Below are 18935 nucleotides of genomic sequence, written 5' to 3' on the forward strand. Positions count from 1 at the left end.
CATCTTGCGCCGCCGTCCTATTCGGTGCGGATCGGCGTGTCCTTCAGGCCATTGTTGTCATAGGCCTTGCGCAAGGTGCCGTTCGTCACCGCGTCGTTCATGAATTTGCTCACGAACGCCAATGCATGGCTATGGCCGAGCGGCACTGCGACGGCGGTGACGGTCTTCTTGAAGGTCTCGTCGAGCACGCGCGTGCCCGGGATCTTCTGCACCATCTTGTTAAGCTGGTCGCGCGACAGCGCAAAGGCGTCGATCTCGCCCCTGCTGAGGAGCCCGAAGATCTCGTCATAGGTCTGATAGCCCGTGACCTTTGCATTTTTCAGATGCGCGACCGCGCCGCGCATCGTGGTGGTGGCGTTGACGGCGGCGACCTTGATGCCCCCCTGGTCAAGCGTGGCGAAATTGGTGACGATCGAGCCTGATTTGACGATGTAGGTGGCGTCCGCGACCTCGTAGATCGGGCCGAACATCATCCTGGTCTCGCGCTCGGGATCCTTGGGGAGCCAGGTGACGTCCCAAGTGTTCTTGCCGGCCGCATCGGTGATCTGGCCGGAATTCTGGTGCACGACATATTCGACGGGGACGCCGAGCTGGGCGGCCATCTCCCTGCCGAGATCGACGGGCACGCCGGCATAACCGGCTTCGGTCTTGGTGGACCAGAACGCGCCGCCAGCCGGGCTGATTGCGATCGCGACCCGCAGCTTGCCGGTCGGTGCGATCTCGTCCTTCAGACCATCGGCTAGCGCGGGCATGGCAACGGCCGCGGCGAGAACGAGGCCGGCAAGGACCGACTTAAGGACCGACTGGAGAGACGTGGGCATGTCATGATCTCCCGACCTTTTCTTCTTTTATTCTTCTCTTGTTCGTCCCGACTGTTTCGCGTGCCGCCGCAGGGCCCTTGACATAATTCTGGTCGATCGTGCGCGCGATGGAAAGCGGTTTGTGATGGCAAAACTGTCAAAGGCCACAGCGCGGTCTGCAGTGCAAGGCCGACGACTGCCATGGCTATGGTGTTCCACGTCCGGGCATTTGTTGATAGCCTCCCGCCCCGACAGACAGCAACCGGGGGCCACCGAATGACCTGCGCGAATCCCGCATCTCCCGCACGACGCAACGCAGCGCGGAGACATGTCGGGCGGGCACTGGCCGCCGCGATGGCCGTGGCCGCGCTCGCCGGCTGTGAGGACAAGAATACGTTCGTCGCCCCGCCGCCGCCCAAGGTGGACGTCGCCGCGCCGGTGCAGCGCCCGGTGACGCGGTATGTCGAGGCCACCGGCAACACCGCGCCGGTCAAGAATGTCGATCTCGTTGCGCGCGTGCAGGGATTCCTGCAATCGATCGATTACCAGGACGGCGCCTTCGTCAAGCAAGGCACCCAGCTGTTCACGATCGAGCCCGAGACCTACAAGCTCAAGCTCGATCAGGCGCAGGCGGCCGAGGCCGGCGCGCAGGCCTCGCTCCGGCAGGCGGAAGCCGACTTCAAGCGGCAGAGCGATCTCGTGCAGCGGCAAGCCGTCTCGCAAGCGACTTTGGACAGCTCGACCTCGAACCGCGACAACGCACAGGCCAACCTCCAGCAAGCCCAGGCCAATACCCGCCTCGCCGAAGTCAACTACGGCTACACCAAGGTGAGCGCACCATTCGACGGCGTCGTCAGCGCGCATATGGTCTCGATCGGCGAGCTCGTCGGGGTCTCTTCGCCGACTCAACTCGCCTCCATCGTCGCGATGGATCCGATCTATGTGAACTTCACCGTCAACGAGCAGGACGTGCTGCGCATCCGCGCCGAGGCCGCCCGCCGGGGGCTCACCGCCGCCGACATGAAGCAATTTCCAATTCAAGTCGGCCTGCAGACCGAGGCCGGCTATCCGCATGAGGGCAAGCTCGACTATGTCGCTCCGACCCTCACCCAATCGACCGGCACGCTCGCGGTGCGCGGTCTCGTGCCCAACGACAAGCGGGTGCTGCTGCCCGGCTATTTCGTCCGCGTCCGCGTGCCCTTCACCCAGGAGAAGGACGCCCTGCTCGTGCCCGACACCGCGCTCGGCAGCGACCAGGGCGGCCGCTATCTCCTCGTCGTCAACGGCGACAACGTTGTCGAGCAACGCAAGGTGCAGATCGGTCCCGTGGACAACGGCCTGCGCGTGATCGAAAGCGGCTTGAAGCCGGATGATCGCGTGGTGACCGCAGGGCTCTTGCGCGTGATTCCGGGCCAGAAGATCGACCCGCAGGTGACAAAGATCGAGCAGCCGCAGGCGTCTGCCAAGTAAGTAGGAGCGCCTTCCGTGATCTCAAAGTTCTTCATCGAACGGCCGGTCCTCTCGAACGTCATCGCACTGCTGATGATCCTGATCGGCGGCGTCGCGCTGTTCAACCTCGCGATCGCGCAATATCCCGACGTGGTGCCGCCGACGGTGCAGGTCACGACCCGCTATCCCGGCGCGAGCGCCAAGACCGTGATCGACACGGTTGCCTTGCCGATCGAGCAACAGGTCAACGGCGTCGAGGATATGCTCTACATGCAGTCCTACAGCGGCTCCGACGGCACCTATACGCTGACCGTGACCTTCAAGATCGGCACCGACCTCAACTTCGCGCAGGTGCTGGTGCAGAACCGCGTCTCCAGCGCGCTGTCGCAACTGCCGTCGTCCGTGCAGAACCAGGGCGTCACCGTGCAGAAGCGATCGACGTCGATCCTGCTGTTCGTGACGCTGACCTCGCCCGACAAGACGTTCGACAGCCTTTATCTGAGCAACTACGCCACCATCAACCTCCGCGACGAACTCTCGCGCCTGCCCGGCGTCGGCAACGTCACCGTGTTCGGTGCCGGCCAGTATTCGATGCGGGTGTGGCTCGATCCGAACAAGCTGCAGGTCCGTGGCCTGGTGCCGCAGGACGTCATCCAGGCGATCCAGCAGCAGAGCCAGCAGGTCTCCGCCGGCCAGGTCGGCGCCCCACCGACACCGCCGGGACAGGCGTTCCAGTATACCCTCAACGTCAACGGCAGGCTCGACGACACCGCCGAGTTCGAGAACATCATCGTCAAATCGGGCACCAGCGGTGACGTCACGCGGGTGCGCGACGTCGGTTGGGTTGAGCTCGGCGCGCAGACCTACAGCCAGATATTCTCCCTGAACAAGCAGCCGGCCACCGGCATCGGCGTGTTCCAGTCGCCCGGCGCCAATGCACTTCAGGTCGAGCAGGCCGTCGAGAAGAAGATGGCGGAGCTTGCAAAGGCGTTCCCGCAAGGGATGAAATACGACACGCCGTTCGACACCACCAAATTCGTGCAGGCCTCGGTGCACGAGGTCTACATGACGCTGATCGAGGCCGGTCTACTGGTGCTGGTCGTGATCCTGGTGTTCCTGCAGGACTGGCGCGCGATGCTGGTGCCGGCGACCACCGTTCCCGTCACCATCATCGGCGCGTTCGCCGCGATGGCGGCGCTCGGCTTCACCATCAACATGTCGACGCTGTTCGCGATCGTGCTCGCAATCGGCATCGTCGTCGACGATGCCATCGTCGTAGTCGAGGGCGCGGCTCACAACATCGAGCAGGGCATGAACGGCCATGACGCAGCGATCAAGGCGATGGACCAGCTGTTCGCGCCGATCGTCGGCATCACGCTCGTGCTGATCTCCGTGTTCTTGCCAGCCTCGTTCCTCGCGGGCCTCACGGGCCGGATCTATTCGCAATTCGCACTGGTGATCGCGGCAACCGCGCTTCTGTCCGCCATCAACGCCGCGACGCTGAAGCCGACACAATGCGCGCTCTGGCTGCGGCCGACGGTGCCGCCGGAGCAACGCAACTTCTTCTATCGCGGCTTCAACGCGGTCTACAACCGCGTCGAGCGTGGCTACACGAAGCTGATCGGCTTCCTGTGCAGGCATGCCACGATCTCGGTCGCATTCGCGCTGGTGCTGATCGGGATCGGCGGCTACGGCCTGTCCCGGGTGCCGACCGGTTTCCTGCCGATCGAGGACCAGGGCTATCTGATCGCCGCCGTGCAACTGCCCGACGGCGCCGCATTGGAGCGGACCCAGAAGGTGCTCGACAGAGCGAGCGAGCTGATCAAGAACACGCCGGGAGTCCAGCAGGTCATCACCATCGCCGGCATCTCCGCGCTCGATAACAGCGCCAGCCTTGCCAATGCAGGTGTCGCCTACATCATCCTGAAGGACTGGGACGCGCGCAAAGGACCGGGCGAGGATCTGCGTTCGCTGGTGTACGGGCTGAACGACAAGCTCGCGGTGATCATGGAGGCACGCACGCTGGTGCTGCCGCCGCCGCCGATCCAGGGCATCGGCAACGCCGCCGGCTTCTCGATGCAGGTCGAGCTGCGCGATGGCAACAGCGATTTCGCCAAGCTCCAGGCCGTCACCGGCGCGATGGTCAGCAATGGCCAGAGCCAGAGCGCGCTGCAACGCGTCCAGTCCTCGTTCCGCTCCTCGGTGCCGCAGTTCAACGTCGAGATCGACCGCATCAAGACCCAGACGCTGCACGTCACGACGGACCAGGTGTTCGCCGCGCTGTCGACCTATCTCGGCTCGTCCTATGTCAACCAGTTCAACAAGTTCGGCCGCGTGTTCCAGGTCTACAGCCAAGCCGATCCCGCCTTCCGCGTCACCGAGCGCGACATCGCCAACATGATGGTGCGCAACTCGAACGGCGACATGATCCCGATCGGCACCGTCGCCACCATCACGCCGGCCACCGGCCCCTCGCTGATCAGCCTCTACAATCTCTATCCCTCGTCGACCGTGATCGGCCTGCCAGCGCAGGGCTATTCCTCGGGCCAGTCGCTGAAGCTGATGGAGGAGATCGCGGACAAGACGCTGCCGCCGGGCACCGGCTTCGAATGGACCGCGATGTCCTATCAGGAGAAGGCCGTCTCCAACCAGATCTACTGGGTCTTCGGTCTGGCCATGCTGCTGGTCTATCTCGTGCTCGCCGGCCAGTACGAGAGCTGGTACGCACCGATCTCGGTGATCCTGGCGGTGCCGCTGTCGTTGCTCGGGCCCATGCTGATCCTCAACGCACTGAAGATCGACAACAACCTCTATTGCCAGATCGGCCTGATCCTCTTGATCGCGCTGGCGGCCAAGAACGCCATCCTGATCGTCGAGGTCGGGCTCGAGCTGCACGGCCGCGACGGCAAGCCGGTGCTGGAATCCGCGATCGAAGCTGCGCGCGCCCGCTTCCGCCCGATCCTGATGACGTCGTTCGCCTTCATCCTCGGCGTGGTGCCGCTCGTGATCGCGACCGGCGCCGGCGCCAGCGCGCGCAAGTCGATCGGCATCACGGTGTTCTCGGGCATGCTGGCCTCGACCTGCCTCGCGGTGCTGTTCGTGCCGGCGTTCTTCGTGCTGGTGCAGCGCTTCGAGAACTGGCGTGCGTCGAAGAAGACGCCGAAGCCGGTGGCAGTGGCCGAGGCGAAGTAAAAGACGCGACCATCTACCACAGCCGTCATTGCGAGCGCAGCGAAGCAATCCAGAATCTTTCCACGGAGAAACTCTGGATTGCTTCGTCGCAAGAGCTCCTCGCAATGACGGCAATGAGACCCCGTTACGCCTTCTCCGCAGGGACCTGCCGCGCCTCGCCGCTCGAGACCAGCAGCACCGAGACCTTTGCCTGCCTGAGCACGGCGTCGGCGACGCCGCCGAAGGAGAGGTGATCGGCCTGGATGCGATCGACGCCCATCACCACGAGATCGACGTCGGTGGTCTCGATCTCGCGCAGGATCGCCGCTTCCGGCGCCCGGTTCGCGCGCAAGGTCGTGGTGATGTCGACCTCGTAGCGGGCGGCGAGATCGCTGGCGTCCTTCAGGATGCCGGCCTCGTGGCTCAGACCACGAGAGGCGCCGCGCTGCGCGCCCTTGTCGCGCGTCGTCGCGACATAGATCACCCGGAGCGAGCCTGATCCCGCCTGCGCCAGCGCGACCGCGACCTCGGCGCCGCGCTTGGAGACACCGCTGCCGGAGACCGGAACGAGGATGTTGAGCGCCTCGGGCATCGGCTGCTTCAGGTGCTTGCCCTTGGCCGCCACGATAGCGAGCGGTCCTTCGAACTTCGCTGCGATGTCTTCGATCCGCCGATCGAAGCGATCCTTGGCGGCAGCAACCTTGTCGACGCCGATGACCAGGAGATCGAAGCCCTTGCGCGCTTCGTCGGCAATGGACTCGCCGAGCTCCGCACGCCTTGCCCGGGTGACGACATCGACGCTGCCGACATCGCCATCGCCATGGGCAGATACCGCTTCGGCGGCTTTCTTCACCACCGCTTCGGGGCTCTCCTCTTCGTCGCGACCCTTCTCCTGCTCCTTGGCGCGCTTGCCGATGTGCAGCACGGTGATCGGCAGGCCGCGCATGCCGGCGATCAGGCCGGCGATGTGGGCGGCGAAGGTGGCGTTGACGCTTTCGTCCACTGCCAGCAACGGACGCTCGAGATTGGCGACGAAGCCGCGCCTCTCGAACTCTTCGCGTTCCAGGCGCTCTTGCTCCTCCTTGTTCATCGGCAGCTTCGCCAGCGCCGCGCGCAGCATCGGCGGCATGGCCATCGTGGTCACGATCGCCATCGTCACGATCATCGTGAACAGGTTCTGGCTGAGCACGCCGATCGAAAGACCGATGGTGGCGATGATCACCTCGGTCGAGCCGCGCGCGTTCATCCCGCTTGCGAGCGCCAGCGACTCCCGTGTGTTCAGCCCGCCCACGGTTCCGCCGACGAAGGCGCCACCGAACTTGCCGACGCTGGCGATCACGACCAGCAGGCCGGTGAGCATCAGCAGATGGGGATCGCGGAGCACCGTGAGGTCGGCGCTCAAGCCGGCCAGACCGAAGAACACCGGCATGAAGAAGCTCGAGATCAGCCCGCGCAGGCGCTCGTCGATCTGCCGCGTCAGGATCGGGGACTCGCCGACCAGAATGCCGGCGACGAAGGCACCGAGCACGGTGTGGACGCCGATCAGATGCGTGATCAGCGCCATGGCGCACATCATCAGCAGGATCACCGTGATGACGGGCGCGGTGCTGACGAGAGTGTCGTTGGCCCAGCGAATGAGCTGGAACGCGAGGCGGCGGCCGATGGTGAAGCTGATGGCGAGGAAGGCCAGTGTGCCCAGCACGGCTTTCGCCACCGAGGCGATATCCAGCGTGCCGTGCGAGGCCAGGCTGAAGATGACGGCGATGATGATCCAGCCGATGGTGTCGTCGATGACGGCGGTGGCGACGATGATCTGGCCGACATTGCGGCGCATGAAGTTCATCTCGCGCACCACCACTGCGACGATCTTCACCGAGGAGATCGACAGTGCCGTGCCCATGAACAGCGACGCAACCAGGCGGGCTTGCGGATTCGGCAACAGCGCATCCGGCAGGAACTCGCCGAGCGCAAAGCCGCAGGCGAAGGGCACGAGGATGCCCGCGATCGAGATCGCGATCGCGGCCTTGCCGACCTTCCTGACCAGCTTGAGGTCGGTCTCCATGCCGGTCAGCAGCAGCAGAAGCAGGATGCCGAACTGGGCGATGCCGTCGATCATCGCTTTCTGCTCGGGCGTTTTGGGGAAGATCGCGTGCTGTGCGTCAGGCCAGACCCAACCGAACAGCGAGGGACCGAGCAGGATGCCGGCGAGCAATTCGCCGATCACCGAGGGCTGGCCGAGGCGCTGCATGATCTCGCCGAGACCACGGCCGACCGCGATCAACAGCACGATCTGGGCCACCAGCAGGAATTCCGAGGGACCGGCCGATTTGCCGCCCTCGGCACTGGCCGCAACGGTGGTGAGGACAAGAGCCGCGGCGACAAGGCCGACCGGTCGGAGCAGGCTCCACTGCATGCAGGAATTTTCCCCCTTCATCTGGCCCGGCGAGGTGCCGGGATGACGGGGATAGAACCCGCGGCAGGCGCAGCGGGTTCCTGTCGCTTGCGGCGGGTTCGGGAGGCAACATCAAAAAACGCGAAAAACAACCCCATGCACAGTAGGGATGAGGTTGAAAAGGCTGGATAAAATTTTGTCTTTGCCGAAATCAGATTTCGTCTTTGCCGAAAGCTGCTTGCTCCGTCGGGCAAAACACTGGCATGATGGCATCATGGGTGGTGTGCGCAGGGTGCCTCCTCATCCCCCGTCATTGCGAGCGCAGCGAAGCAATCCAGACTGCCGCCGCGGAAAGATTCTGGATTGCTTCGCTGCGCTCGCAATGACGATGTGGAGGCAGCCGCGCGCCTCGCGCCGATCCCTCACACCGCCGCCGGTGTCCTGATCTCGCGCGGGAGAATGATCGCGGCTGCGATCGCGAGCAGGCAGAGGGCGGCGAAGGCATGCAGCATGGTAACGAAGCCGCCCTGCTCGTAGAGCCAGGCGACCAGGCCGACCGAGGCGCCTGCCGCGGTGAAGCCGATGAAATAGCGCACGGCATAGGCGCGCGAGCGCCATTCCTCGCTGGTGTATTTGCCGACCATGGCGTCGTTGACCGTGACCTGCCCGAACGCGCCCATGACGATGCCGATCGAAACTAAAATCAGCGGCAGATTGGACAGGCTCGCGGCCAGATACAGGAACGGCGCCAGCATGAAGGACAGCGGCAGCGCCACCGTCTTCAGCGAATAGCGGTCGAGCAGCCGGCCGATCGTGTACTGCGTCATCGCGCCGAACACGTAGACACAGGCCGCGATGACGCCGAGCAGCGCCGGGCTTTTGGTGAGATCGGCGAGCCGCTCCGCGAACAGCTTTGGCAGCGCCACGGTGACGGCGTTGAACGTGGTGGAAATCGCGATCACCACGATCAACAGCGACAGGATCACGCGCCACATGTCCTGCTTGGCGACCCGCGCTTGCGCTGCCGCCTGCTTCGAGCCCTTGCGGTCCTCGTGCACGACCATCATCGCAAACGCGATGCCGATCAGGATGGTGACGATGCCCGGGACGATGAAGGCCAAGCGCCAGCCGAGATATTGGCCGATCACGCCGGTGACCAGCGCCGATGATGCGACGCCGAGATTGCCCCAGACGCCGTTGATGCCCATCTCGCGGCCGAGCCTGTCAGCGTAGGAGACGATCATGGCGGTGCCGACGGGATGATAGATCGAGGCAAAAATGCCGATCGCGAACAGCGCCGCGCCGAGCTGCGCCTGCGTCTGCACGAAGCCGACCGAGATCATGGAGGCGCCGATGCCGACGAAGAAGATCAGCATCATGTGGCGACGGCTCCAGCGGTCGCCGAGCCAGCCGGTGAGCAGCGAGCCCGCGCCGAAGGCGACGAAGCCCGGCGTCGCATAAGGCAGGAGTTCCGAATAAGCCATGCCGAGCGCCGGTCCCATGATGATCACTGCGGCGGCGAAAATCAGCATCGCGTAATGGTCGATGAAATGGCCCGCGTTGACGAAACTGATCACCCGGCTGGGGCTGTTCATTCCGAATCCTCTCCTGCTCCGAAATGAGTTATATGTCTTGGGCATGACGGGATGCCGCCAATGACTGTCGTCGAGACGCCAATCCTCCGGGCGGTCCGGAGCAACCATCGCTCGCCCGCGGGCGTGCATCTGGTCGCCCGCGACTACCCCAAGGGCATGCGGATCGATCCGCATTTGCACCGCGAGGCGCAGCTGATCTATGCCGCCAGGGGCACCATGCAGGTGACGACGCCCGGCGGACGCTGGCTGGTGCCGCCGGACCGCGCGGTCTGGGTGCCGGCCGGGCTCCAGCACGCCATCGATCTGCTCGCCGACATCGAGATGCGGACGCTGTATTTCGACCTCGCCTGGCTGAAGCGCGAGCAGCGCCATGAGGGACTGACCAGGGAATTCGTGGTGCGCGTGTCGCCGCTGCTGAATCAGGCGATCCTCGCGCTGTTCGACGCGCGCAATACCGAGGAGCGGACCGATCTGCTGGTGCGCCTGGTGATGCTGGAACTGGTCCAGGCCGAGGATTCCGCGACCTTCGTGCCGCTGCCGCACGAGCCGCGCTGCCGGCGCGCCGCCATGATGGTGCTCGACGATCCCACCGGCCTGCACGACATCGACGCGCTGGCGCGCGAGGTCGGAACCTCCGCGCGCACGCTATCGCGGCTGTTTTCGACAGAGACGCAGCTGAGCTTCAAGAGCTGGTGCCAGCGCGCAAGAATCGCGGCGGCGATCCAGCGGCTGTCGACCGATGCCAATGTGTCGGTGAAGCAGCTCGCGACCCAGCTCGGCTATGCCAGCGTGCCGGCATTTTCCGCAGCGTTCCGTCAGGTGACGGGGCGGACGCCGACGGAGTTTGCCACACACTCCGTGTCATCGCCCGGCTTGACCGGGCGATCCAGTACTCTGGGACGGCGCGGCTAGAACCGAAAAGCTGCGGCGTAATGGATGCCACGGTCAAGCCGGGGCATGACAGCTTTCTTTGGGTTTTCGAAACGCCCGCCCCGCTAAACTTGCCAAACTCCCCCGCTTGATTGTGATCGGCTTCCGCCCAAATCCCGTGTAAGATTCCCGCACCGCACAAACCCGACACGAAAGCCCCGATGGCCAACGCTTTCTTCTCCGACCTGCTCACCACCATCTCCGAGCGCGGCCGCACGCTGCTTCGCCGCGGGGATTCTGCTGACACCAAGCCGGACGCCGATGGGCTCATCGAGCTCTGCGGCGCGCTGCTGTCGGGCCGGGGCGAAGCTTCGGGCACCGCCATGGCGCGTGAGGTGCTCGACATCTACCAGGAGTTGGATGCGGCGGGACGTCGCGCCTTCTTCGAAGCACTGGTGCGCGATTTCGGCCCGGATCGGGAACGCCTGTCCAAGGCGATCGAGACATGGCGTGCCAAGCCGGCCGACGAGGATGCCAGCGCGCTTCATTTCGCCTCCGAGCCGCGCCGGCAGGAGCTGATTCGCCGCCTCAACCGCGCGCCTGGCGGCACGGGCGATCTCGTCAAGATGCGCGCCGACCTGCTCGACATGAGGAACGGGCACACCGATCTCGCCGCACTCGATCGCGACGTCTCGCATCTTCTTTCTTCGTGGTTCAACAGGGGGTTTCTCGTGCTGCGCAGGATCGACTGGTCGACGCCGGCCAACATCCTCGAAAAGATCATCCGTTATGAGGCCGTGCACGAGATCAGCGACTGGGACGATCTGCGCCGCCGCATCGATCCGGTCGACCGCCGCTGCTACGCCTTCTTCCATCCCGCGATGGTCGACGAGCCCCTGATCTTCGTCGAGGTGGCGCTGACGGAGACGATCCCCGGCGCGATCGCGCCGCTACTCGCGGTCGATCGCCCCTCCGTCCCGATCGAGCGCGCCCGCACCGCCGTGTTCTACTCGATTTCCAACACCCAGCGCGGTCTCGGCGGCATCTCCTTCGGCAGCTTCCTGATCAAGCAGGTGGTGGAGGAGCTGCGCCGCGAATTGCCCAAGCTCGACAATTTCGTGACGCTGTCGCCGGTGCCGGGCTTCATGCCATGGGTGAAGCAGGACAAGGATTTGCCGCTGTCGGATGAGGACCGCGAAGTGCTGAAGCGCCTCGACGATCCCAAATGGTTCGAGAACCCCGAGACGACCACGCTGCTGCGTGGCGTGATCGAACCGCTCGCGGCGCACTACTTCCTCAAGGCGCGCACGCCGAAAGGCAAGCTGATCGACTCCGTCGCGCGCTTCCATCTCGGCAACGGCGCCCGCCTCGAGCGCATCAACTGGCTTGGCGATCTCTCGCCGAAGGGCGTGCGCGAATCCGCCGGCGTGATGGTCAACTACCTCTACCGCCTCGACGACATCGAGAAGAACCACGAAGCTTATGCGAATGACGGCGAGGTCGTGGCGTCGAGCGCGGTGAAGAAGCTCTTGAAGGGCGAAGGGCGACGGCTGCTGGATATGCGGTTGTCGTAGGAGACGTCCGGCTCACGCCACATCGTCAATGCGAACGCAGCCGACGACGCACTCTCCGCCGTCATTGCGAGGAGCTCTTGCGACGAAGCAATCCAGATTGCGCCCGCGGAAAGATTCTGGATTGCTTCGCTGCGCTCGCAATGACGGAGAATGTGGCGACACCTCGCGCACTCCCAGCAAATTCGCCCGCAGCAGCCAAAGCGCCCGTCGAAGAGTCCCCCTCTCGCCGCCGTCATTGCGAGGAGCCTTGCGACGAAGCAATCCAGACTGTTTCCGCAGAACGATTCTGGATTGCTTCGCTGCGCTCGCAATGACGGAGATTGTGGCGACACCTCGCGCACTCTCAGCAATTCGCCCGCAGCAGCCAAAGCGCCCGTCGAAGAGTTCCCCTCTCGCCGCCGTCATTGCGAAGAGCTCTTGCGACGAAGCAATCCAGACTGCTTCCGTGGAAACACTCTGGATTGCTTCGCTGCGCTCGCAATGACGGAGTGTGTGGTGACACCTGGTGCAATCAGATTAGCGTCTCGTACAAATCCATCCAATCCGGATTGACGCTCTCGATCAGTGCAAGCTTCTTTTCCCGGCTGCCGGCCTTGATCTGCTTCTCGCGTGTGATCGCGTCGGTCATCGTCGCATGCAGCTCGTACCAGACGAGAAGCTTGCAGCCATACTTTGACGAGAACCCTTTCACCAAGCCCTCGCGGTGCTCGAACGCGCGGCGCGGTGGATTGGACGTGACGCCTGTATAGATCGTCCCGTTGCGGCGATTGGCGAACATGTACACGCAAGGCTGCTTCATGATCGTGCTCAGCTGAGGAGAGCTTTCATGATATCACAACCAAGAGATGATTGCGAGACTTTCGCCGACACCGTCATTGCGAGGAGCTCTTGCGACGAAGCAATCCAGACTGCCTCCGTGGAAACACTCTGGATTGCTTCGCTGCGCTCGCAATGACGGAGTGTGCGGCGCGGCCGTCGCGCCCCTCGCGTTGCCCTACTCCGCCAGCGCCTTCATCTCCTTGTAGAGATCCGACTTGCCTTCGAAGCCGATGCCCGGCAGGTCGGGCATGGTGATGTGGCCGTTCTCGACACGGACACCGTCGGGGAAACCGCCATAGGGCTGAAACAGGTCGGGGTAGCTCTCGTTGCCGCCGAGGCCTAAGCCGGCTGCGATGTTGAGCGACATCTGGTGGCCGCCGTGCGGGATGCAGCGGCTCGGCGACCAGCCATGAGTTTTCAACACCTCAAGCGTGCGCTGGTATTCGCACAGGCCGTAGGACAACGCGCAGTCGAATTGCAGCCAGTCGCGGTCGGGCCGCATGCCGCCGTAGCGAATCAAATTACGGGCGTCCTGGTGGCTGAACAGGTTTTCGCCTGTGGCCATCGGTCCCGGATAGAATTCGGCAAGCGCTGCCTGCAGCGCGTAGTCGAGGGGATCGCCGACCTCCTCGTACCAGAACAAGGGATAATCCCGCAGCATCTTGGCGTAGGCGATGCCGGTCTCGAGATCGAAGCGGCCGTTGGCGTCGACGGCGAGCTGCGCGTCCTTGCCGATCTCCTTCAGCACCGCCTCGATGCGGGTGCGATCGTCCCCGATATCGGCGCCGCCGATCTTCATCTTCACGACGTTGTAGCCGCGATCGAGATAGCCGCGCATCTCGCCGCGCAACATCGAAAGGTCCTTGCCGGGATAATAATAGCCGCCGGCGGCGTAGACGAACACGCGCGGATTGGCTTTGACGCCATGACGCTCGGCCAGCAGCCGGAACAGCGGCTGGCCTGCGATCTTCGCCACGGCATCCCACACCGCCATATCGATGGTGCCGACCGCGACGGAGCGCTCGCCGTGACCGCCCGGCTTCTCGTTGATCATCATCGCGCCCCAGACCTTGTCGGGGTCGAGATTGTCGCCGACCGCGTTCAGCAGCGATTTCGGATCGGCCTCCAGGATGCGCGCAGCAAAGCGCTCGCGGATCAGGCCGCCCTGGCCGTAGCGGCCGTTGGAGTTGAAGCCGTAGCCGACGACGCGCTTGCCGTCGCGGACGACATCGGTGACGACCGCAACCAGGCTCGTCGTCATCTTGGTGAAATCGATATAGGCGTTGCGGATCGGCGAAGAGATCGGTTTCGTGATCTCGCGGACGTCGACGATGCGGACGGACATGGGGTTTTGGCCTTTCACTTTCGTCATTGCGAGGAGCTCTTGCGACGAAGCAATCCAGACTGCCTTCGCGGAAAGATCCTGGATTGCTTCGCTACGCTCGCAATGACGAGGAGAGAGCGCTCGCGACGACGAGTGGAGAGAGCGCGCGCTCTTACTTCTTATCCCTGAAATACGGCTCGACCGGGCCGTGCACCTTGATGGTCAGCGGATTGCCGTGACGGTCCTTGGCGTTGCCTGCGGTGACGCGAACCCAGCCTTCGCTGATGCAGTATTCCTCGACATTGGTCTTCTCGACACCCTTGAAGCGGATGCCGACGTCCCGCGCCAGGATGTCCGCATTGTAAAAGGGGCTGTTCGGATCGACCGAGAGGCGGTCCGGAAATTCGTCGCTCATGATTGTCTCGCTCATAACAGGGTCTCGATTTGCTGCCGCAATCCTTCGGGCCGCGCGGTCGGCGCATAGCGCGAAACCACCTTGCCGGCGCGATCCACCAGGAATTTGGTGAAATTCCATTTGATGGAGGCGCCCAGCAGGCCGGATTGCTGGCGTTTCAGGTACTCATACAACGGATGCGCATTGCTGCCGTTGACCTCGATCTTCTCGAACAGGGGAAAGGTGACGTCGTAATTGGTCGAGCAGAACGCCTGGATCTCGCTCGCCGGTCCAGGCTCCTGCGCACCGAACTGGTTGCAGGGAAAGCCGAGCACCGAGAAGCCGCGCGGGGACAGGTCGCGATGCAGATCCTCCAGCCCGCGATATTGCGGCGTGAAGCCGCATTTGCTCGCGGTGTTAACGATCAGCAGCACCTGTCCCTCGAAGCTGCGCATCGGCACTTCTTCGCCGAGAAGCGAGTTGGCCTTGAAGTCGTAGATCACGGACATCGCTAACCCACGGGATCGATCGGCGACGGTGGCACGCCGCCCGCCTCGATCGCCTCGCCCGCGAGCAGACAGAGATCCTCGCGATAGCGGCCGGACACGATGTGCACGCCGACCGGCGCCCTGCCGACGAGACCCGTGGAGACCACGAGGCCCGGCAGGCCCATGAAGGGAATGGCGATCTGCGGCAACTGCGCTTCCCAGACGCGTTTGAAGGAAGACTCGTCCTTGCGGTCGAGATGATCCGGGAACGGCAATTCGCCGGAAACCGGCGTCAGCAGCACGGCATAGGTCTCGAAGAACAGCATCCAGTCGCGGGTCAACGTGGCGCGGCGGGTCAATGCCTTGGCGTAATTGGCCTGGTCCATCGGCGTGACCCTGCCGCGGTTGCCGTTGAGGCACGCCAGCGCGCCGGGATCGCCTTCACGCTCGGCCATTTCGAGTTGCGCCTCGTAGCCGTCGCCGAGCCACAGCTTGATCTGCCACTCGACCGCTTCGCGCATCGGCGGGGTGTTCTCGATTGTCTCGACGGTCCAGCCGGCACGCTCGAGCCGCTTGCCGGAATCAATGACGGCCGCCTTCACCTCGGGCGCGGTGGCCAGGCCGTCCGGGTTGAGGCAGAGCGCGGCGCGCTTCGGACGCGCGGGGCCTTCCAGCGGCGCCGGCACGAACCAGGGATCGCGGATGTCGCGGGCCGACATCGCCGCAAGCGAAATCCTGATGTCGTTGACGGTGCGCGCCAGCGGTCCCGACACCGCCATGATCTGCGGCCCGATCGGGCGCTCCGGCAGGGCCGGATTGAAGGCCGGGATGCGGCCGAGCGTCGGGCGCAGGCCATGCACGCCGCAGGCATAGGCGGGATAGCGGATCGAGCCGGCAATATCGGTGCCGTGGGCGATATGGCCGATGCCGGCCGCGACCGCCGAACCGGCGCCGCCGGACGAGCCGCCCGGCGTCAGCGAGGCGTCGCGAGGATTCTTGGTGTCGCCGTGGACTAGATTGGTGGTGAACCAGCGATAGGAGAAGGCCGGGCAATTGGTGCGCCCCAGCAGAACGGCGCCGGCTTTGCGGAAATTGGCGACCACCGGATTGTCCTCGCGCGCGATCAGGTCGCGCTGGAGCTTGAGGCCGTTGGTGGTGGCAAAGCCCTCCTGATCGACATTGGCCTTGATGGTGACGGGCACGCCGGCGAGCGGGCCTGGGTCCTCGCCCCGCGCAATGGCGGCATCGACGGCGTCGGCCTGCTTGAGCACGTCCTCCGGCCGGTGGTCGATCACGGCGTTGAGGCTGGGATTGACGGCGTCGAGCCGGGCCAGGCCGGCCTGCGCGGCCTCCCTGGCCGAGACCTTCTTGGTTTTGACGAGGTTGGCGAGGTCGGCCGCCGACAGGCGCCAGAGATCTTGCATGGCTTGCTCCGTTTAACCGGCGTCTTTTAGCCCCGGGAACGCGGCAAAGCCATGCGGATTTCGCAGGGGCGAAGGGCGGGGGATGCCGGGTGAGGCTCATTCGCCGTCATTGCGAGCGAAGCGAAGCAATCCAGACTGCCTCCGCGGAAGCAGTCTGGATTGCTTCGTCGCAAGGGCTCCTCGCAATAACGGGGAGAGAGTCGGGGGCTAGTGCCGCGTCGCGGACTGGTCCGGGATGTCCAGCAATGCCTCGGTGAAGGGGAATTCGAGCACGATCTCGCCTTCGCGGTCGGTAACCTCGATGACGGCCTCGAGCAGGGCCGGCTGGGTGCCTTCCGATCTCAGCACCTCCAGGATCATCTGGCGGGCGACCTCCCAGGCACGGTCGGGATTGCGCAAATCCTCTCCCTCGGGATCCACGATCAGTTCGTCGCCGATACGGGTGTTGAAGAAATATCTGGGCATCACGAAGTTCCAGTTGGGTCGCCTGTACCGGATTGAAAGCTGCACTGCACTCACAACTGCTTTATCAGGACAGGGTTCGCGACCGAATGCGCCGGGCGCAAGGCAGCTTCACCAGCAAGTATTGTTCCGGCAGCATTTTTCGCGCCGCAACATGGCTTTCTCGGGAAAATTTCACTGGCGAACTTTTCCACCCGCACTAACTTAAGGGTTGGGCGGATACGTCCGAATTCTCGAAAATGGAGAGCCGAAATGGCCTGGAAAGCCCCGAAGATCGTCGAAGTGCCCTGCGGCATGGAAATCAACATGTATGTGAGCGCCACCCGCAAGTAAGTGGCTGGCGATCTGCGTTCAGCGCAGGTGGGTCTTTCGGTCACGGCAGGTTTCCGAACGACGGAAACTGTGTTGGCCTGAGACCCACCTCGCAGCGTTCCCTCCAGGAGACGGATCATGCTTCGCGTCGTCGTCCTGGGCGCCGCAGCCGGCGGCGGAGTGCCGCAATGGAATTGCGGCTGCGAGGGCTGCCGGGCGGCCCGTGAAAACGGCCAAGAGCTACAGCGGACCCAAGCCTCGGTCGCCTTCAGTGGCGACGGCGAGCACTGGTTCTTGATCAACGCCTCCCCCGACCTCCGCCAGCAATTGAATGCCACGCCGCAGCTGCATCCGAAGGCAGGCGCGCTGCGCCATACGCCGATCGCAGGCGTGATCCTGACCAACAGCGAAGTGGACGCGGTGGCAGGCCTGCTGTCGATGCGCGAGGGCTCGCCCTTCACGGTCTATGCGCATGAGAAGGTGCTGGCGATCCTGAAGGCGAACAGCATCTTCAACGTGCTGAACGAGAAGAACGTGCAGCGCCTGCCGGTCGACATCAACGAGCCGTTCGAGCCGCGGCTGCCGGACGGGGCGCGCTCAGGCATCGAGGTGCTGCCCTTCGCGGTCTCGGGCAAATCGGCCTGGTACCTGGAAGGCAAGGCGCATCCGGGCGGCGACGCCGGCGAGGGCGATACGCTGGGGCTGAAGATCACCGATAAATCGACCGGCAAATGCTTCTACTTCATCGCCGCCTGCGCCGAAATCACCGACGCGCTCAAGGCCGAGATCGACGGCGCCGCGCTGGTGTTCTTCGACGGCACGGTGTGGCAGGACGACGAGATGATCAGGTGCGGGCTTAGCCACAAGACCGGAAAGAGCATGGGCCATGTCGCGATGTCCGGCGACCACGGCGCCATCGCGCGGCTCGCGGACCTCGCACTCGACAGGAAGATATTTCTGCATATCAATAACTCGAACCCGGCGCTGCTGCCCGCTTCCCCCGAGCGCAAGGCCGCTGAAGCGGCGGGCTGGCAGATACCCGCTGACGGAACGGAGATCGTGCTGTGAATGCCGCGTCGCTGACTGGAATGACCGCGCTCTCGATCGGCAAGGACATCAGGCTCACCAGCGCCGAGGAGCTGGAGGCGGCGCTGCGCCATATCGGTGCGACGCGCTATCACAGCCTGCATCCGTTCCATAAGATGCTGCACGGCGGCAAGCTGAACAAGGGCCAGGTCCAGGCCTGGGCGCTGAATCGCTACTATTACCAGAGCACGATCCCGATCAAGGACGCGGTGGTGATCTCGCGCTTCCGCGACCGCGCCACGCGCGTGGAATGGCGCCACCGCATCGAGGATCATGACGGCGATATCGGCTCCGAAGGCGGTATCGAGCGCTGGCTGAAGCTGACCGACGGCCTCGGGCTGGACACGGCCTATGTGGAATCGACCGAAGGCATCCTGCCGGCGACGCGCTTTGCGGTGGAAGCCTATGTGCATTATTGCCGCGAGAAGTCGCCACTGGAAGCGATCGCCTCCTCGCTCACCGAATTGTTCGCGCCGAACCTGCACGAAGAGCGCATCTCCGGAATGCTGGAGCACTATGACTTCGTCAATCCTGACATCATGAGCTACTTCAAGCGCCGGCTGGCACAGGCGCCGCGCGACGCCGGGTTTGCGCTCGACTATGTCAAGGCGCATGCCACCACGCCCGAACAACGCGCGTCGGTCTGCAACGCGCTGATCTTCAAGACCAACGTGCTCTGGGTGCAGCTCGACGCGCTCCAGCACGCCTATGTCGAGGGCCACATTCCGCCGGGCGCGTTCGTGCCCCAAGAACACCAAAAAGCGAGCTGAGGAAC

16 protein-coding genes are annotated in these 18935 nt (G+C 64.1%); 7 read left to right on the forward strand and 9 right to left on the reverse strand.

All coding sequences use genetic code 11. The features are described from left to right. Positions 1-17 precede the first annotated feature (17 nt). Positions 18-821: an ABC transporter substrate-binding protein gene (locus AC0L20_RS28365; protein WP_473294002.1), complete on the reverse strand. Its 804-nt coding sequence runs from the start codon at positions 819-821 to the stop codon at positions 18-20. A 255-nt stretch (positions 822-1076) separates the two neighbouring features. Here AC0L20_RS28365 and AC0L20_RS28370 point away from each other — a divergent pair, with 255 nt between their 5' ends. Then, entirely contained in the window at positions 1077-2270 is a 1194-nt protein-coding gene (locus AC0L20_RS28370; protein WP_473294004.1) for an efflux RND transporter periplasmic adaptor subunit, read from the forward strand. Between the two features lie 15 nt (positions 2271-2285). Then, the gene (locus AC0L20_RS28375; protein ID WP_473294005.1) at positions 2286-5441 is read left to right on the forward strand and encodes an efflux RND transporter permease subunit; all 3156 of its coding nucleotides are present in this window, start codon (positions 2286-2288) and stop codon (positions 5439-5441) included. A gap of 124 nt (positions 5442-5565) precedes the next feature. Here AC0L20_RS28375 and AC0L20_RS28380 read toward each other — a convergent pair whose 3' ends face one another. After that, complete coding sequence (locus tag AC0L20_RS28380) at positions 5566-7833, reverse strand: cation:proton antiporter domain-containing protein (RefSeq protein WP_473294006.1); 2268 nt, start codon at positions 7831-7833, stop codon at positions 5566-5568. 401 nt (positions 7834-8234) lie between these two features. Further along, positions 8235-9407 (reverse strand): MFS transporter, encoded by a 1173-nt coding sequence (locus AC0L20_RS28385; RefSeq protein WP_473294007.1) that lies wholly within the window; start codon positions 9405-9407, stop codon positions 8235-8237. Between the two features lie 60 nt (positions 9408-9467). On the opposite strand from AC0L20_RS28385, the gene AC0L20_RS28390 reads away from it, so the two are divergent. Both AC0L20_RS28390 and AC0L20_RS28395 read left to right on the forward strand, forming a co-directional pair. After that, positions 9468-10319 carry an AraC family transcriptional regulator gene (locus AC0L20_RS28390; protein WP_473294009.1) on the forward strand — a complete coding sequence of 284 codons (852 nt, stop codon included), beginning with the start codon at positions 9468-9470 and terminating at the stop codon, positions 10317-10319. Between the two features lie 179 nt (positions 10320-10498). Continuing rightward, positions 10499-11851 (forward strand): malonyl-CoA decarboxylase, encoded by a 1353-nt coding sequence (locus tag AC0L20_RS28395; RefSeq protein WP_027570588.1) that lies wholly within the window; start codon positions 10499-10501, stop codon positions 11849-11851. Positions 11852-12362: 511 nt separating this feature from the next. Here the strand turns inward: AC0L20_RS28395 and AC0L20_RS28400 are convergent. From AC0L20_RS28400 to AC0L20_RS28425, 6 genes are all read right to left on the reverse strand, one after another. Next, positions 12363-12650, reverse strand: a complete 288-nt coding sequence (locus AC0L20_RS28400) for a GIY-YIG nuclease family protein (protein WP_027519749.1) — start codon at positions 12648-12650, stop codon at positions 12363-12365. 195 nt (positions 12651-12845) lie between these two features. Next, positions 12846-14015, reverse strand: coding sequence for a D(-)-tartrate dehydratase (gene tarD, locus AC0L20_RS28405; RefSeq protein ID WP_473294066.1), 1170 nt, complete (start codon positions 14013-14015; stop codon positions 12846-12848). 151 nt (positions 14016-14166) lie between these two features. Next, positions 14167-14424: a DUF3297 family protein gene (locus tag AC0L20_RS28410; RefSeq protein WP_007613756.1), complete on the reverse strand. Its 258-nt coding sequence runs from the start codon at positions 14422-14424 to the stop codon at positions 14167-14169. Further along, the gene (locus AC0L20_RS28415; RefSeq protein ID WP_473294010.1) at positions 14421-14897 is read right to left on the reverse strand and encodes a glutathione peroxidase; all 477 of its coding nucleotides are present in this window, start codon (positions 14895-14897) and stop codon (positions 14421-14423) included. Before AC0L20_RS28415 ends, AC0L20_RS28410 begins: the two co-directional genes overlap by 4 nt. 2 nt (positions 14898-14899) lie before the next feature. Further along, positions 14900-16300, reverse strand: coding sequence for an amidase family protein (locus tag AC0L20_RS28420; protein WP_473294011.1), 1401 nt, complete (start codon positions 16298-16300; stop codon positions 14900-14902). A 207-nt stretch (positions 16301-16507) separates the two neighbouring features. Continuing rightward, complete coding sequence (locus AC0L20_RS28425) at positions 16508-16765, reverse strand: DUF6894 family protein (RefSeq protein WP_007613759.1); 258 nt, start codon at positions 16763-16765, stop codon at positions 16508-16510. A gap of 249 nt (positions 16766-17014) precedes the next feature. On the opposite strand from AC0L20_RS28425, the gene pqqA reads away from it, so the two are divergent. The 3 genes from pqqA (at position 17015) to pqqC (ending at position 18930) form a co-directional block, all read left to right on the forward strand. Continuing rightward, entirely contained in the window at positions 17015-17095 is an 81-nt protein-coding gene (gene pqqA, locus AC0L20_RS28430) for a pyrroloquinoline quinone precursor peptide PqqA (RefSeq protein ID WP_007595659.1), read from the forward strand. A 117-nt stretch (positions 17096-17212) separates the two neighbouring features. After that, complete coding sequence (gene pqqB / locus AC0L20_RS28435; RefSeq protein ID WP_473294012.1) at positions 17213-18142, forward strand: pyrroloquinoline quinone biosynthesis protein PqqB; 930 nt, start codon at positions 17213-17215, stop codon at positions 18140-18142. Further along, the gene (gene pqqC / locus AC0L20_RS28440) at positions 18139-18930 is read left to right on the forward strand and encodes a pyrroloquinoline-quinone synthase PqqC (RefSeq protein WP_473294013.1); all 792 of its coding nucleotides are present in this window, start codon (positions 18139-18141) and stop codon (positions 18928-18930) included. The genes pqqB and pqqC overlap by 4 nt, the downstream gene beginning before the upstream one ends. Positions 18931-18935 lie beyond the last annotated feature (5 nt).

It is taken from the genome of Bradyrhizobium sp. Kon58 (genome assembly GCF_055807455.1).